Origin of the sequence: Bradyrhizobium yuanmingense (assembly GCF_025200905.1) — a bacterium.
GTDB lineage: Bacteria > Pseudomonadota > Alphaproteobacteria > Rhizobiales > Xanthobacteraceae > Bradyrhizobium > Bradyrhizobium yuanmingense.
Genome location: NZ_CP104173.1, coordinates 5,156,327 through 5,171,058, shown reverse-complemented (window position 1 = coordinate 5,171,058; position 14,732 = coordinate 5,156,327). Strand labels below are relative to the sequence as shown.

Annotated in this window: 13 protein-coding genes; 3 read left to right on the top strand and 10 right to left on the bottom strand. The window is 65.2% G+C overall.

What is annotated here, in order from left to right:
- Nucleotides 1–20 precede the first annotated feature (20 nt).
- The 5 genes from N2605_RS24480 to N2605_RS24460 form a co-directional block, all read right to left on the bottom strand.
- Entirely contained in the window at nt 21–635 is a 615-nt protein-coding gene (locus N2605_RS24480) for a BAR domain-containing protein (protein ID WP_260343372.1), read from the bottom strand.
- Nucleotides 632–1,480, bottom strand: a complete 849-nt coding sequence (locus N2605_RS24475; RefSeq protein ID WP_036029401.1) for an ABC transporter permease — start codon at nt 1,478–1,480, stop codon at nt 632–634. Before N2605_RS24475 ends, N2605_RS24480 begins: the two co-directional genes overlap by 4 nt.
- The gene (locus N2605_RS24470) at nt 1,477–2,283 is read right to left on the bottom strand and encodes an ABC transporter ATP-binding protein (RefSeq protein WP_036029404.1); all 807 of its coding nucleotides are present in this window, start codon (nt 2,281–2,283) and stop codon (nt 1,477–1,479) included. Before N2605_RS24470 ends, N2605_RS24475 begins: the two co-directional genes overlap by 4 nt.
- Nucleotides 2,280–3,239: a YVTN family beta-propeller repeat protein gene (locus N2605_RS24465; protein ID WP_036029406.1), complete on the bottom strand. Its 960-nt coding sequence runs from the start codon at nt 3,237–3,239 to the stop codon at nt 2,280–2,282. The genes N2605_RS24470 and N2605_RS24465 overlap by 4 nt, the downstream gene beginning before the upstream one ends.
- 203 nt (nt 3,240–3,442) lie before the next feature.
- Entirely contained in the window at nt 3,443–4,624 is a 1,182-nt protein-coding gene (locus N2605_RS24460; RefSeq protein ID WP_036029408.1) for an ABC transporter substrate-binding protein, read from the bottom strand.
- A 60-nt stretch (nt 4,625–4,684) separates the two neighbouring features.
- Here N2605_RS24460 and N2605_RS24455 point away from each other — a divergent pair, with 60 nt between their 5' ends.
- Nucleotides 4,685–5,254: a DUF3280 domain-containing protein gene (locus N2605_RS24455; protein WP_085972392.1), complete on the top strand. Its 570-nt coding sequence runs from the start codon at nt 4,685–4,687 to the stop codon at nt 5,252–5,254.
- Between the two features lie 156 nt (nt 5,255–5,410).
- Here the strand turns inward: N2605_RS24455 and fghA are convergent, their stop codons facing one another.
- Entirely contained in the window at nt 5,411–6,256 is an 846-nt protein-coding gene (gene fghA, locus N2605_RS24450; protein WP_036029411.1) for an S-formylglutathione hydrolase, read from the bottom strand.
- 69 nt (nt 6,257–6,325) lie between these two features.
- Nucleotides 6,326–6,946 (bottom strand): response regulator, encoded by a 621-nt coding sequence (locus tag N2605_RS24445; protein ID WP_036007891.1) that lies wholly within the window; start codon nt 6,944–6,946, stop codon nt 6,326–6,328.
- A gap of 201 nt (nt 6,947–7,147) precedes the next feature.
- Here N2605_RS24445 and N2605_RS24440 point away from each other — a divergent pair, with 201 nt between their 5' ends.
- Both N2605_RS24440 and N2605_RS24435 read left to right on the top strand, forming a co-directional pair.
- Nucleotides 7,148–8,500: a histidine kinase gene (locus N2605_RS24440; protein ID WP_036029415.1), complete on the top strand. Its 1,353-nt coding sequence runs from the start codon at nt 7,148–7,150 to the stop codon at nt 8,498–8,500.
- A 164-nt stretch (nt 8,501–8,664) separates the two neighbouring features.
- Nucleotides 8,665–11,136, top strand: a complete 2,472-nt coding sequence (locus N2605_RS24435) for a TonB-dependent receptor (protein ID WP_260343371.1) — start codon at nt 8,665–8,667, stop codon at nt 11,134–11,136.
- A gap of 4 nt (nt 11,137–11,140) precedes the next feature.
- Here N2605_RS24435 and N2605_RS24430 read toward each other — a convergent pair whose 3' ends face one another.
- The 3 genes from N2605_RS24430 to N2605_RS24420 are packed head-to-tail and all read right to left on the bottom strand — an operon-like array spanning nt 11,141 to nt 14,667.
- On the bottom strand, nt 11,141–12,166 hold the full coding sequence (locus N2605_RS24430; RefSeq protein ID WP_109142951.1) for an ABC transporter permease: 1,026 nt from the start codon (nt 12,164–12,166) through the stop codon (nt 11,141–11,143).
- Nucleotides 12,163–13,680, bottom strand: a complete 1,518-nt coding sequence (locus N2605_RS24425) for a sugar ABC transporter ATP-binding protein (protein WP_260343370.1) — start codon at nt 13,678–13,680, stop codon at nt 12,163–12,165. Before N2605_RS24425 ends, N2605_RS24430 begins: the two co-directional genes overlap by 4 nt.
- 33 nt (nt 13,681–13,713) lie before the next feature.
- The gene (locus N2605_RS24420; RefSeq protein WP_260343369.1) at nt 13,714–14,667 is read right to left on the bottom strand and encodes a sugar-binding protein; all 954 of its coding nucleotides are present in this window, start codon (nt 14,665–14,667) and stop codon (nt 13,714–13,716) included.
- Nucleotides 14,668–14,732 lie beyond the last annotated feature (65 nt).

The following is a 14,732-nucleotide window of genomic DNA, read 5'->3' as shown; positions in this document are numbered from 1 at the left end:
AGCGGTCAGCGTAACTGACGCTATTCCATTTCCTGCTGGATGACGCGTCCGAGCGCGAACAGGCGCTGGTCGAGCGACGTTGGAACCTCGCAGACGAAGCGCACCACCTTGTTACGGTCCTCGAAGATCCGGGTCTTCCAGATCAGCTCGTTGCTGAGCGCCTGGACCTTGGCCTCGTCACGCGGTGTGGCCCCTTGCAGGGCCTGGAGCTGAATTGCCTCCTCGCGGATCTTGTCGGCGGCATCGCGCTGCTTGCGGCTGACGCGCTCGAGTCCGTTCATGACCTGGGAGCGCTGGGCGTTGAGCGTGTCGAACAGGCCGGCGAACAGCAGCTTTGCGTTCGCGGTCTTGTCGGCAGCGGAACCCGCGAGAAACTCCTTCACCAGCTTTTCCGCATCATCCAGTGGCGTCTTGCGCGCCGCCAGTTTCGCAACGAGCGCGCTGATCTTGGCGTCGTCCTTCCATTTGTTCTGGACGTCGTCGAGCGGCGGACCGCCCCACACGGCCGCCAGCGAGATCTCGGGCACCTTCGCCTGGGTGCACGGCCAGTCCGGATAGCGCGGATCGGCGGCGTGCGCCGTCGTGCTCGCGACAGCGAGCACCAGTACAGAGGTGACCAGAACCCGAACAATCATCCTTCGCCTCCCGCAGGCCCGCGTCGCGCCAACCCGCGCGAGGGATCATAGGCCAGGATCGCACCGATCATGAAGACGATTGTGCAAACCGCGACCACCGCCAGCGAGATCCAGTTGATCTGGCCATACAGCGCGAAACGGATCAGCTCGACCGCATGGGTGAACGGATTGGCCTCGCACAGATAATAGAGATAGGGGTTGCCCTCCTGCACGCGCCAGAGCGGGTAGAGCGCGGAGGAGGCGAAGAACATCGGGAAGATCACGAAGTTCATGACACCGGCGAAGTTCTCCAGCTGCTTGATGCCCGACGAGATCAGCATGCCGAGCGAGCCCAGCATCAGCCCCGACAGGATCAGCGCCGGCAGCACGGTGAGATAGCCCTGGGGCGGCGGGGTGATGTCCCAGAGCCAGGCGATCAGCAGGAACGCATAGACCTGGAGCAGCGATACCGCGGTGCCCGCGAGCAGCTTGCAGAACAACAGGAACCCCCGCGGCAGCGGGCTCACCAGGAGCGTGCGCATGTTTCCCATCTCGCGGTCATAGACCATCGAGAGCGAGGACTGCATGCCGTTGAAGAGCTGGATCATCGCCATCAGTCCCGGCGCGATATAGACCTCGTAGAGGATGTAGGTCTCGTAGGGCGGGATGATGGAGATGCCGAGCACCTGGCGGAAGCCGGCGGCAAAGATGAACAGCCACACCAGAGGCCGCACCAGCGCCGAGACGAAGCGCTCGCGCTGATGCAGGAAGCGCAGGCCCTCGCGCCAGACGATGCCGCTGAGGCAGGTCATGTACTCGGCGAACGAGAAGCCGCGCGGCGCCTCGCGCGTCGTGATGCTGCTCATGCGCCGCCTCCAGGCATGGTTTGCGCGCCGGTCAGGCGCATGAAGGCGGTGTTGACGTCCTGCGCGCCGGCTTCCGCGACGACGCGGTTCATCGGTCCCTGCGCCAGCACCTTGCCCTGGTGCAGCACCACGAGATCGTCATCGGGCATGATCTCGTCGAACAGGTGCGTGGCCCAGAGCACGCCGATGCCTTGCTCGGTCACGAGCTGGCGGACGTGGCTGATGATGTCGGCGCGCGCCTTGACGTCGAGGCCGACGGTCGGCTCGTCGAGCAGCAAGAGGCGCGGCTGGTGCAGCAGCGCCCGGGCGATCTCCAGCCGCCGCATCTGTCCGCCCGAGAGGTCGCGCACCTTGCTTGCGGCGCGATCGGCAAGGCCGATCCGGCCGAGCAGCTCGGCGCTGCGCGCCGAGGCCTCGCGGCGGCCAATGCCGTGCAGCGCGGCGTGGTAGAGCAGGTTCTGCGTCAGCGACAGGTCGAGATCGAGCGTGCGCGGCTGGAAAACGACCCCGAGCAGCCGCAGCGCCTCGCCGGGGCTCTTACTGACGTCATGGCCGAAGATCGAGACTCGGCCGGACTGGATGCCGAACAGCCGCGTGATCAGCGAGAACAGCGTGCTCTTGCCGGCGCCGTTGAGTCCCAGCAGCGCCGTGAAGCTCGCGGGCTGCACATTGAAAGACACGTTCGTCAATGCGCGCCGCGGACCATAGGCATGGCTGACACCGTCGATCGACAATGCCGGCACCGCGGCCTCTTCGGGTCTCGGCGTCTCCTGGGCTTCGGCGATCGGGGCGGGGCTGGTCATGGCGCGATCGCGACGCCCCAGGGCAGCTCGCCGACCTGAATGGTCTTGATCACCTTCTGCGCGGCGACGTCGATGACGGAGACGTCGTTCGACACACCGTTGGTGGTGAGCAAATATTTCTCGTCCGGCGTGAACGCCATGTGCCAGACCCGCTGCCCGACCAGGAGATATTTCGTCACCTTGCGCGAGGCGACGTCGACCACGGCGATGCGGTTGGCGGGGCCGAGCGCGACGAACGCGGTTTTGTCGTCCCTGGTCATGCCGATGCCGACCGGCTGGATCGCCTCCTTGCGCAAGCCCGGAATCTCGAACGTGACCTTGCCGATCACCTCGTGCTTTTTGGGGTCGATGATCGAGACAGTGCCGCCGATCTCCGAGGACACCCACACCTCGGAAGAATCATGCTTGTACTCGGCGTAGCGCGGCCGCGCGTCCACCAGCACGTTGGCGACGATCTGGCGCGAGGCGGTGTCGATGAAATGCGCCATGTTGGTGGTTTCCGAGGTGTTGATCAGCGTCTTGCCGTCCGGACTGATGGTCATGCCCTCGGGCTCGACACCGACCTGGATGTCGCCGAGCCGGGCGCGCTTCTCGAGGTCGATCACCGTCACCGTGTTGTCGTTCTCGTTGGCGACGTAGAGCATCTTGCCGGCGGCATCCTGCGCGAACAGCTCGGGGTCGGGTCCGGAGGGCAGGCTGTCCACCACGGTTTGGGTCTTGGCGTCGATCACCTGGATGGTGTCATCGTCGCCGACCGCGACCATCACGAACTTGCCGTCGCGGGTAAGGTCGATGCCGCGCGGACGCTGGCCGACCTTGATGGTCTTGGTCACGGTCCAGCTGTCGGTATCGATCACCGAGACCGTATTGCTCTTCTCGTTCGAGACATAGGCGATGAACGCATGCGCGGGTGGTGCGGAGGTCGCCAGAACCATCAGCAACGCTGCGCTTAGCATGTGCGATCTCTGTCCGCGAGCGGTCCTCACCGCCCCCGCTGGCGGGGGAGGTCGCATCGCATCGACAGATGCGATGCGGGTGAGGGCTCTCTCCTCTTGGGGGTTCTCGCGCGTGGAGACACCCTCTCCCCAACCCTCCCCCGCGCGCGGGGGAGGGGGCGCACCGTCATCATTGTCGAGGCGGCTCGATCTCATCTCATTGCTCATTTCAGCTTGCATTTGCTCTCCGGGCGATCGTAGCCGAGCGTGTCGAGCTCGGAGACCTGGTGCAGGAATCCTTCCTGCGGCGACACCGACACCACCATGCGGCCGTCGACCAGGAGGATCGGCTGACGCAGCTGCAGGTTCCAGTCGCGCAAGGTCAGTCGCGTGCCCTTGAAGGCGGCGACCGAGAAATCCGGGCCCTTGATGAAATCGGTGACCTTCCTGACCTCGCCGGAATTGGTGCGCGAGGTGGCCTCGCCGATCATGCGCACCGCCGTCCAGGCCTGCATGTCGCGTGCGGTCATCCGGCGCAAATTCAGCTTGATGAAGCGGTTCTGCATCTGGATCGCGCCCCACTGATCCTGCGATGCGTCCCAGCTGCGCGGCACGAGGCCGGCCGAGCCGGCGACCGGGCGCGGATCCCAGGTGCGATAGGGCAGATAAGAGCCGAACACCTCGCTCTCGTCGGCGGCGACCAGCACGTCATAGGCCGGTGCCTGCTGCGTGAAGACGGGGATCTGACGCTGGATCTGCGCCACGCCGCTATCGGTGCGCCGCGCCCCGCCCTTGTCCTCGAAGGTTCGCTCCTGCACGATCTTGGCGCCGAACCGCGCCGCGGTGCGCCTGATAGCATCCGCGAACAGCTTGTCCTCGTCGTGCGAGCCGACCACCAGCAGCCAGCGCGACCACTTCTTCCACACCAGATATTGGCCGAGCGCGTCGGCGAGCATCGCACGCGTCGGCGCGGTGTGGATGACGTTGGCGCGGCAATCGGTCTCGCGCAGCCGCTCGTCGATCGCGCCGGCGTTGAACAGCAGCGTGCCGCGGTCGCGCAAGGCGTCCGCGACCTTCAACAGCGCATCGGCGGGCAGGTCGGCGATGATGAAGCCGTTCTTCTCGGCGAGCGCGGTCGCAGCCTGCGCCACGTCCTCGCCTTCCCTGATGCGGCGCTCCTCCAGCGTGAAGCGCTGGCCGGTGAATTTCCCGGTGGTGTTGTTGTCCTCGATGGCAAGGCGCGCGCCGGCGAGGCCGTCGTTCTCGGCAGGCTGCTCGGCCAGCGACAGCGTTGATCGGGTGCCGGCGATTGCGAGATAGCCGACGCCGATCGTGACGGGATCGGCCGCAAGCGCGCTCGTCGCGGCAAGACCAAAGCCGATCAGGCCGGCCAACCATCGGATCATGTTTCCTCCAGACGATCTCCCCGGCTTGACCGCCGGTGAAGAATTGTCTCTGCTTCAAGCATGACCAATTTGTCAGGCCGTGCAACCCCGCATTTCGTCCCCGCGCGCGCGAAGCCGGGCATCACGATCATGCGAGCATTGTTGGCAACCGCAGCATTGCTGTGGACGGGGGCGGGCGCGCTCGCCGATCCACCGAAGCTCGCGGTGTTCGATTTCGAGTTGGTCGACACCAGCCTGCCGGGCGAGTTCTACGGCTCCAAGCCGGAAGAGGCGCGGCTCATGCGCATCAGCGAGCAGCTGCGCAAGGAGCTGGCAGAGTCGGGCCGGTTCCAGGTGCTTGACATCGCGCCGATACGGGAGGCCGCCCGTGGCGCGAACCTGCAGGCCTGCGGCGGCTGCGACCTCAAGCTCGCCGGCCAGCTCGGCGCCGATCTGGAGATCACCGGCCTCGTGCAGAAGGTCTCCAACCTGATCATCAATCTCAACATCTATCTGCGCGACGTGAAGACCGGCAACATGGTCGCGGTCGCCAGCGCCGACATGCGCGGCAACACGGATGAATCCTGGTCGCGCACGATGAGTTATCTCATCCGCAACCGCCTGCTGGCGCCGAACTACGGCAAGCCGTGAGGTTCCCCCTCTCCCCTTGTGGGAGAGGGTGGCTCGCCGCGTAGCGGCGAGACGGGTGAGGGGTTTCCATCCCCACGAATGGTCGTGCGAGCGGAGAGAACCCCTCATCCGGCGCTTCGCGCCACCTTCTCCCGCAAGGGGAGAAGGAGAAAGACATCACCCCTTCAATCTCTCCGCATGCCAGTGCAGATGATCGCTCATGAAGGTCGAGATGAAATAATAGCTGTGGTCGTAGCCCGCCTGGCGCCGCAGCGTCAGCGGGATGCCCGCCTTGGCGCAGGCGGCCTCGAGCAGCTCCGGCCTGAGCTGCTCCTTCAGGAAATTGTCGGCCTCGCCGACGTCGACCAGGAAGCCGGAGAACTTGGCGCCGTCCTCGATCAGCGCCACCGTGTCGTGGTTGCGCCAAGACTCCTTGTTCGGTCCGAGATAGCCGGTCAGCGCCTTGATGCCCCAGGGCACGAGCGAGGGCGCCACGATCGGCGCGAACGCGCTTGCCGCGCGAAAGCGGTGCGGATTGCGCAGCGCCACCGTCAGCGCGCCGTGGCCGCCCATCGAGTGGCCCATCACCGATTGCCGCCTGGCATCGACCGGAAAGCTCTCCGCAACCAGCTTCGGCAGCTCGTCCGTGACGTAGCTCCACATGCGATAATTGCGCGCGAACGGCTCTTGCGTGGCGTCCACATAGAAGCCGGCCCCGAGGCCAAAATCATAGGCGTTGTTGGCATCGCCCGGCACATCGGGCCCGCGCGGTGAGGTGTCGGGCGCGACGAAGATCAGGCCGAGCTCGGCGCAGGCCTTGCGGAATTCGCCTTTCTCGGTGACGTTGGCATGCGTGCAGGTGAGGCCGGAGAGATACCAGACCACGGGCAGCTTGGCGCCGTCCCCATGCGGCGGGATATAGACCGAGAACACCATGTCGGTTCCGGTCACCTGGCTGGCATGGCGATAGACGCCCTGCACGCCGCCATGGGATTTGTTGGTCGAGACAGTCTGAATCGTCATGCCTAAGAGCTCCGTGGCATCTCACCACACCAAGATTGCAACGCTTGTGTGACCGAATTCGTGGCGTGGTCAGGCGACACCGCTGTCGATCGCCAGCCGCACCAGCTCCACCGAGGTCTTCACCCCGAGCTTCTGGCGCATGATGGACGAGGTATTGGCCACCGTCTTGTAGGACGATTGCACCAGCCACGCGATCTCGGACAGGCTCTTGCCGGCGCTGAGCAGCCGCAGAATCTCCATCTCGCGCGCGTTCAGCTTCGACAGCGGGTTTTGTGCCAGCGTCGGCCCGGCGAAGGCGATGCTGCGCGCGATCGCGGTCGGAAGATAGGTGCCGCCGCTTCCGACGGCGCGGATCGCCTCGACGAGGTCGTCGGGGTCGCCGGTCTTGGAGACGTAGCCCTTGGCGCCGCACTCGATCGCGCGCGCAGCGAAAGCGGGGTCGTCGTTCATGCTGAACATGATGATGCGGGCCTCGGGCGCGCGCTCGAGGATGCGGCGCGCGAGCTCGAATCCGGAGACGGTCGGCAGATTGATGTCGATGATGCAGAGGTCGGGACGTTCGACGATGAAGACGCACTCGCCGTCCTCGGCATCGGCGGCTTCCAAGATTTCGATCTCGCCTTCGTCGGCCAGCACGGCACGGCAGCCGGAGGCGACGATGGGATGATCGTCGACGATCAGAATGCGCATAGGCGTTCCCCGCGACAGCCCGTTCCCTTGGAGCTTGCCTGTTCTGCGCCGCATGAGACTGACCAGACAAGACGCGCGTCTCGTGTCGGCTCATGCAACCCGGCTGGGATTGCTGTACGCTTCCGATTAGATATCGGGCGGTTCGCCTCTGTCAACGTCGTCGGACAGGCGCCAACCCTTCGCGAGGCACGAGCGAGACCAATGTGGCAGAATCTTTCCTTGCGCGGGCGCATCAATCTCTTGCTGGCGCTGCTGCTGGCGCTGGGGCTCGCGGTCAATATCGGCCGCCAGATCGCCGAGGCGGGCCCGCGCGTGCAGGCCGAGGACCAGAGCGTGATCCGCCTCGCGCGCGAATTCATCGAGATGATCGTTGCCGATCTCAACGAGGCACCCGATCCTGATGCCAGGCTGAACCAGATCGCCCGCGATCTCAGCCGCCTGCGCCATGTCAGCATCGCGCTGCACGATTCCGGTGGGAACCCGCTGACGCCCCGCCGGCTTGGCTCCGATGTCGACACGCGTGCCCCGCCGGCCTGGTTCGTCAGCCTTGTCCATCCCGAGCAGACCGCGGTCAGCGTGCCGGTCTCGATTCGCGGCAAACCCGGCTCGCTCGTGATCACCTCGCATCCCGACGACGAGATCGCCGAGATCTGGGACGGCATCGTGACCCAGCTCGAGGTCGGCTCGGTGATCGCGCTTGCGCTGTTCTTCCTGATGATGAAGGTGGTCGGCCGTGCCCTGGCACCGTTGCAGTCGCTGGCGGACGCCATGGGGAAGCTCGAAAGCGGACATTACGAGGCCCGTGTCGCGCCGGGCGGCGCGCCGGAGCTCGCGGCGATCTGCACCAGGCTCAACCATCTTGCCGCGACGCTTGGTGAAGCGGTCGAGGACAAGCGTCGCCTTGCCGAGCGCGCGGTGTCGCTGCAGGACATCGAGCGCAAGGAGATCGCGCGCGAATTGCACGACGAGTTCGGGCCCTATCTGTTCTCGCTGCGCGCGCATGCGAGCGCGCTGGCGAAGCAGGCGGACGGACGCGAGCCGAGTGCCGATGCGGTGCGCAAACATGGCAGCGCCATGCTGGAGCAGATCAATGCACTCCAGCAGTTCAATCGCCGCGTGCTGGAGCGTCTTCGGCCCGTGGGCCTCGCCGAGCTCGGCCTGCGCCAGGCGCTCGAATCCCTGTGGCGGCTGTGGCGGGAGTCGCATCCCGACGTTGCGATCGAGACCTCGATCTCGCCGGCGCTGGGCCCCACCGGCGAGACCGCCGATCTCACCATCTACCGCATCGTGCAGGAGGCGCTCACCAATGTGTTCCGCCACGCCGGTGCGACCTCGGTCAGCGTCGTCATCGAGCCGGTCGAGCAGGCCGGCGGCCGCTTCTGCGCCCGGGTGCGGGTCAGCGACGACGGCCGCGGCATGGAGCCAGGCCAGAAGCTCGGCTTCGGCCTCGTCGGCATGCGCGAGCGGATCCTGGCGCTCGGCGGCACGCTCAATGTGGTCTCGAGTGAGGGCGGTGTGACCGTGGAAGCGCTGGTGCCGACAGCGGCAACCTGATCGCGTCCAAAGCGATCGGGAAAAATTCCCGATTTGGTCGGGAAAATGGGTGTGGATAGGGTCCGACCTTTTGTGGCTGGCGTCCCCATTGCGGCCGAATAAACTCGTCCCGACCAATCGGCGGAACATCAAAACAGTCGGTGGTCACGGATGGGAAGGCGGGGATGGGCAAGGTTGTTTCGTTCAAGCGTGCTTTGTTGATGGCTTCGGTGTCGACCGGGCTGGTATCGGGCTTGGTCTATGCGACCCCTGCCGGGGCCGCGCCGGACGAGGAGACCAACGTCCAGAACCTGCCGCCGGTCGAGGTGACCGCACCACCTTCGGCAGCGCGGCGCGCGGCGCCGTCGCGACCTGTTGCGCGCGTGGGGGCGCCGGGATCGGCCGCGCCGAGGACACGCCTTTACGTCTATCCGACCTCGCCGGGCACCGGCCGGGGTCTCGATGTCGACAAGGTTCCGTCGGCGATCAATGCCGTAGATGCCAACCAGATCAGGCGCACCGGTTCGCTGAACGTCACGGACGCGCTGCGCGACAACATCGCCGGCATCAACATCAGCGAAGTCACCGGCAATCCGTTCCAGCCGGATGTCGAATTCCGCGGCTTCGTCGCTTCGCCCGTGACGGGCACGCCGCAAGGCCTTGCGGTGTACCAGAACGGCGTCCGCATCAACGAGGCCTTCTCGGACGCCGTCAATTGGGACCTGATTCCGACGGCCGCGATCAGGTCGGTGACGCTGGTGACCAACAATCCGGCCTTCGGCCTCAATGCACTCGGCGGCGCGATCAACTTGCAAATGAAGGACGGCTTCACCTATCAGGGCGCCGAGCTCGACCTCATGGGCGGATCGTTCGGCCGCATCCAGGGCTCGGCGCAATGGGGCAAGCAGGTTGACCAGAACTTCGCCGTCTACGGTGCGCTCGAAGGACTGCGCGACAACGGCTTCCGCAATTTTTCCCAATCGACCGTGCGGCGCTTCTACGGCGATGTCGGCTACAGGGCCGGCGACAGCGAATTCCACGCCAATATGGGCGTGGCCAAGAACGATTTCGGCGCCAGCGCCACGGTCCCGGCCGAGCTGCTCGACAGATATTGGGGCGCGACCTATACCACGCCGCAGACCACCTCCAATCGCGTCGGCTATCTCAACCTGACCGGCAAGGTCGACGCGACGCCGACCTGGACGCTCGAAGGCATCGCGCGTGTGCGCAGGTACGAGCAAAAGGTGGTCGACGGCAACCCGACCGATGTGGAGGAGTGCGCTGCAGATCCGGCGCTGCTCTGCTTTGGCGACGACACCTCACCCGCCTACGGCGCGGGCGGCGTGCAGCTTGCCAACCCATTTGCGCCGGGCACGATCCTCGGCGCGATCGACCGCGGCTCGATCCGTTCGACCACGTTCGGCGTGTCGGGGCAGGCCACCAACACCGACCAGTTGTTCGGCCATGACAACCGCTTCGTGGTGGGCGCAACCTATGACGCCAGCGTCACGCGCTACAACGCCTCCTCCGAAATCGGCTCGATGGGAGAGAACTACGTCGTCAGCGGCAGCGGCGTTTTCCTGGGACCGACTCCTGTGACGGACCCCGTCGCCGGCCCGGTCTCGCTGCGGACCGTCAATCAGTACAACGGCCTCTACGCGATGGATACGTTCAACGTCACGGAAGCCTTCGCCATCACGGGGGGCGGCCGCTTCAATGCGGCGCGGATCACGTTGGAAGATCAGCTTGGGACTGCGCTCAACGGCGATCACACCTTCACGCGTTTCAATCCGATCATCGGCGGCACCTACAGGATCACGCCGGAATTGACCGCCTATGCCGGCTACTCCGAGGCCAACCGCGTCCCGACGCCGCTCGAGCTCGGCTGCTCCGATCCGGCCCGTCCCTGTCTGATCGCGGCGTTTCTGGTCTCCGATCCGCCGCTCAAGCAGGTCGTCTCCAAGACCGTGGAGGCCGGTTTCCGGGGCACCAAGGAGATGAACATCGGCACCCTCGGATGGAAGATCGGCGGCTTTCGCGCCACCAACCACGACGACATCATGGCGGTGCCGGTCGTTGGCCGGACTGGTTTCGGCTATTTTTCGAACGTAGGCCGCACCCGGCGGCAGGGGCTCGAAGCCGAAGTCAACATCAAGTCGCCCACGCTGCAGTTCCAGGCGAGCTACGCCTTCGTCGATGCGCGCTTCCTTGATCCGCTCGAGCTCGGCTCGGAAAGCCCGTTTGCCGACGACACCTCCGAGACCATCCAGGTCAGGCCCGGCAACCAGATCCCCGCAATCCCGCGCCACCGCGTCAAGGTCGGCGTCGACTATGCCGTGACCGACGTCTGGAAGGTCGGCGGCAATGCGCTGTTCGTCTCCAGCCAGTATCTGGTCGGCGACGAGTCGAACCAGTTCGCGAAGCTGCCGTCCTACACGGTGTTCAATCTCCATACCTCCTATCAGGTCGCGAAGAACGTCCAGCTCTACGGCCGCGTCGACAACATCTTCGACAAGCGTTACGTGACCTACGGCCAGTTCTTCGACCGCGACGCCTTGCCCAACTTCACCAATGGCGGCGCGGATTTCACCGACCCGCGCTCGCTGAGCCCGGCAAGGCCGCGCGCGTTTTACGCGGGGTTGCGGGTGACGTTCTAGATTTTCACTCCACCTTCACGCGCTCGAGCGGAGCCGCAGCGACGCTCGCCTGCTCCCGGCCTTTGGCCGCACTCGCGCGGTGGCGTCGCTGCACCAGATATTGATCGCCGAGCACGCCGACCAGGATCACCGTTCCCATCACCGCGAAATTGAGCGAGCTCGGAATGCCCAGCAGGTTGACGAGATTCTGCAGCACCTGGAGCAGCACGGTGCCGAGCACGACGCCGATGATCGAGCCTTCGCCGCCGCGCAAGGAGCAGCCGCCGAGCACGGCGGCCGCGATGGCGTAGAGCTCGTAGAACGAGCCGTGCACCGCCGGTGAAATCGAACGGGTGTACATCGCGATCAGGATCGCCGAAAACGCAGTCAGCCCGCCACAGATGACATAGGCCGAGATGATCACGCGGTTGGTGCGAATGCCGGAGTAGCGTGCGGCTTCCTCGTTCTTGCCGACGGCAAGGAGATAGCGGCCGAACACCGAGCGGTGAAGCACCACCCAGGCGATCACGGCCACCACGGCGAGCGCCACCACGCTGTGCGGCAGCGGGAATCCGAGCACGTTTGTGCGGCCGGCGGCCAGCCATTCCAGCATCGGAAAGCTCGCGCCGAAGCCGAAGCCCGCCGTCGCGTCCTCGGTGTAATAGCGCGCCGCGCCGCGGTAGATCAGGAGGCCGCACAGCGTGACCACGAAAGCCTGGATCCGCATCCTGGTCACCAGCGTGCCATGAATGAGGCCGATCACGAGCCCGGCCGCGACGATCATCGCGAGGGCTACGACCCAGTTGACGTCGTGATTGACGATCAGGTCGATGAACAGGACGCCCAGCAGTGCGATCACCGAACCCACCGACAGCTCGATCCCGCCGATGATGATGATGAAGGCTTCGGCGATGGAGAAGATGCCGAACAACCCGATCTGGTTGGCGGTGTTCGAGAGATTGCCGACGTACAGGAATCTCGGATTGATCAGGGCGACAACGGTCCCGACCACCAGAATCAGAACGAGAAGGCTCAGGTCTTTCTTGCTCAAGGTCCCTCCGCCGTGATTGTGTGGCCAACGGCAAGCTGCAGCACATTGTGCTCACTGAACTGGCTGCGATCAAGGAAGCCCGAGATCGCGCCTTCATGCATCACCGCGAGCCGGTCGCTGACCCCGATCACCTCCTCCATGTCGCTGGAGATCATCAGGATCGCCACCCCGGCATCGGTCAGGCGGCGCAGCATGCCGTAGATTTCCTGCTTGGCTCCGACGTCGACCCCACGCGTCGGCTCGTCGACAATCAGCACCTTCGGCCGCATCGACAGCCATTTGGCGAGCACGACCTTCTGCTGGTTGCCTCCCGACAGCGAGCCGACGGCGGTCTTGACGTCGGGCGCGCGGATTTTTAGGCGCTCCCGCTGACGCACCGCGTTCTCGTTCTCGCGATCCGTATCTACCAGCCAGAAGCGCATATAGGACGCCAGATCCGGCAGCGAGATGTTTTCGGCGATCGAGACGTCGAGCAGCAGGCCTGCGCCCTTGCGGTCCTCCGGAACGAGATAGATGCCTTGTTCGATGGCGGCCCGTGGGCTTGCGATACGGATCGGCTCGCCATCGAGTCGTATCGTGCCGCCACGCAGTGGATCGATGCCGAAGACGGCGCGGGCGAGCTCGGTGCGGCCGGACCCGACGAGGCCGGCAAGCCCGAGGATCTCGCCGCGGCGGACCGACAGGCTCACGGCGCGGCCGGGATAGGTGTCGGTGATCGCATCGACGATCTCCAGCACGCTGTCGCCGGGCGGCGCGGCCGGCGGAACGTAGAGGGATTTCAGGTCGCGGCCGATCATCAAGCGGATCATCGCCGCCGGAGAGAGCTCCGCACGCGTCAGCGCGCCGACCACGCGACCGTCGCGCAGCACGACCGCACGGTCGGCGCACTGCATCACCTCGTTGAGCCGATGCGTGATGAAGATGATGCTGACGCCGTGGGCTTTCAGGCCGGCCACGGTGCGCATCAGGCGGTCCGTCTCGGCGAGCGTCAGGCTCGAGGTCGGCTCGTCCATGATGACGAGACGAGCGTCGAGCGAAAGCGCCTTCATGATCTCGACCAGCTGGCGCTGCGCCAGCGACAGGTCGGCGAGCGGCGCATCGGCCGCGAAATCGCAGCCCAGCCGCTCCAGCAGCGGCGCGACATCGGCATACATCCGTTTGCGGTCGATCAGCCGCAAGGGCCCGCCGTGCACGGGCTCGCGGCCGATGAAGACATTGCCGGCGACATCGAGATTGTCGAACAGGTTCAGTTCCTGATGGACGAAGGCGATGCCCGCCTTGATCGCATCCGCCACGGTGAGCGAAGATCGCGCGGCCCCGTCGACACGGATGAAGCCGCCGCTGGGCTCCACGACCCCGCCGAGCACGCGCATCAGCGTCGACTTGCCGGCGCCGTTCTCGCCGATCAGCGCAACGACCTCGCCGGGCGACACCTGCAGACCGGCGTGGTCGAGGGCGACCACGCCTGGATAGCTCTTGCTGATGTCGACCAGCTCGAGGAACGGTTCTGGCATGGCAGGCTGCGCGGCGGGCAGCGCGGATCTCTCCTATTTCTTCAGCATCTGCTTCATCGAGCCCATGAACTCGTCGACATTCGCCTTTTCGATGACCTTGCCGGGCACGATGATGATACCGTTGGCCGGAATGCCGGACTTGTTGCCGCCGATGTAGTTCGCCATCAGCTTCATGCCCTGATAGCCCCATTCGAACGGCTGCTGCACCACCGTGCCGACGATGCTGCCTTCCTTGACGCCACCGAGCGTAATCGGATCCTCGTCGAAGCCGATGATCTTGATCTTGCCGAGCTTGCCGGCCTCCTTGAGCACCTCGTAGATCCGCGGTGTGTTGTAGGAGTAGAAGCCGACGAGGCAGCTCACATCGGGCATGGCGGCGAGGATGTCCTCGACGTTGCGCTTGGCGCGGGTCTGGTCGATCTCGTCGCCGCGAACGTCGACGAGCTCGACCTTCGAGCCTTTGAGCGTCTCCTTCACGCCTTCGATGCGCTCGCGTGCGTTGTCGGCGCCGGGTAGGCCGACGAAGCCGACGCATTTGCCGCCGTTCGGCAGCGCCTTGACCATCAGCTTTCCTGCCTCCTTGCCGAGGTCGGTGTTGGAGGAGCCGATATAGGCCACGCGCTTGGATTTCGGCGCGTCGCTGTCGGTGGTGAACAGCACGGTCTGGGACGCAACCTTGTTGAGATGCTCGGTCTGGTTCTTTGGATCGACTGCGCTGACCATGATGCCGGCGGCACCGGCGGCGACGAGGTCGTCCATCACGCGCTGCTGCACGGCGGCTGCAGCCTGTTCCGGATATTTGAACTGGAGCTCGTAGTTGGGCAGCTCGCCCTGCGCCTTCTTCATCCCGGCCTCGGCGATCTTCCAGAAGTCGGACGCCCCGTTGACGACGAAGGCCAGAACCTTCTTGTCCGCCGCATCCGTCGGGCCGACACCCGCTGCGATCGCGAAGGCAACAGACACACCTGCAACCAAGAGACGCTGCATATCATTCCTCCCCTAAGGCGGTCGGCCCTTTTTGATGGCCAACTCTGCTTGAACCCAGATTGGGC

Excerpts from the sequence above, each read along its gene's own strand:
- N2605_RS24435 (WP_260343371.1), top strand. The coding sequence starts at position 8,665 with ATGGGCAAGGTTGTTTCGTTCAAGCGTGCTTTGTTGATGGCTTCGGTG.
- N2605_RS24465 (WP_036029406.1), bottom strand. The coding sequence starts at position 3,239 with ATGCTAAGCGCAGCGTTGCTGATGGTTCTGGCGACCTCCGCACCACCC.
- N2605_RS24440 (WP_036029415.1), top strand. The coding sequence starts at position 7,148 with ATGTGGCAGAATCTTTCCTTGCGCGGGCGCATCAATCTCTTGCTGGCG.
- N2605_RS24420 (WP_260343369.1), bottom strand. The coding sequence starts at position 14,667 with ATGCAGCGTCTCTTGGTTGCAGGTGTGTCTGTTGCCTTCGCGATCGCA.
- N2605_RS24475 (WP_036029401.1), bottom strand. The coding sequence starts at position 1,480 with ATGAGCAGCATCACGACGCGCGAGGCGCCGCGCGGCTTCTCGTTCGCC.
- N2605_RS24470 (WP_036029404.1), bottom strand. The coding sequence starts at position 2,283 with ATGACCAGCCCCGCCCCGATCGCCGAAGCCCAGGAGACGCCGAGACCC.
- N2605_RS24480 (WP_260343372.1), bottom strand. The coding sequence starts at position 635 with ATGATTGTTCGGGTTCTGGTCACCTCTGTACTGGTGCTCGCTGTCGCG.
- N2605_RS24445 (WP_036007891.1), bottom strand. The coding sequence starts at position 6,946 with ATGCGCATTCTGATCGTCGACGATCATCCCATCGTCGCCTCCGGCTGC.
- fghA (WP_036029411.1), bottom strand. The coding sequence starts at position 6,256 with ATGACGATTCAGACTGTCTCGACCAACAAATCCCATGGCGGCGTGCAG.
- N2605_RS24425 (WP_260343370.1), bottom strand. The coding sequence starts at position 13,680 with ATGCCAGAACCGTTCCTCGAGCTGGTCGACATCAGCAAGAGCTATCCA.
- N2605_RS24460 (WP_036029408.1), bottom strand. The coding sequence starts at position 4,624 with ATGATCCGATGGTTGGCCGGCCTGATCGGCTTTGGTCTTGCCGCGACG.
- N2605_RS24455 (WP_085972392.1), top strand. The coding sequence starts at position 4,685 with ATGACCAATTTGTCAGGCCGTGCAACCCCGCATTTCGTCCCCGCGCGC.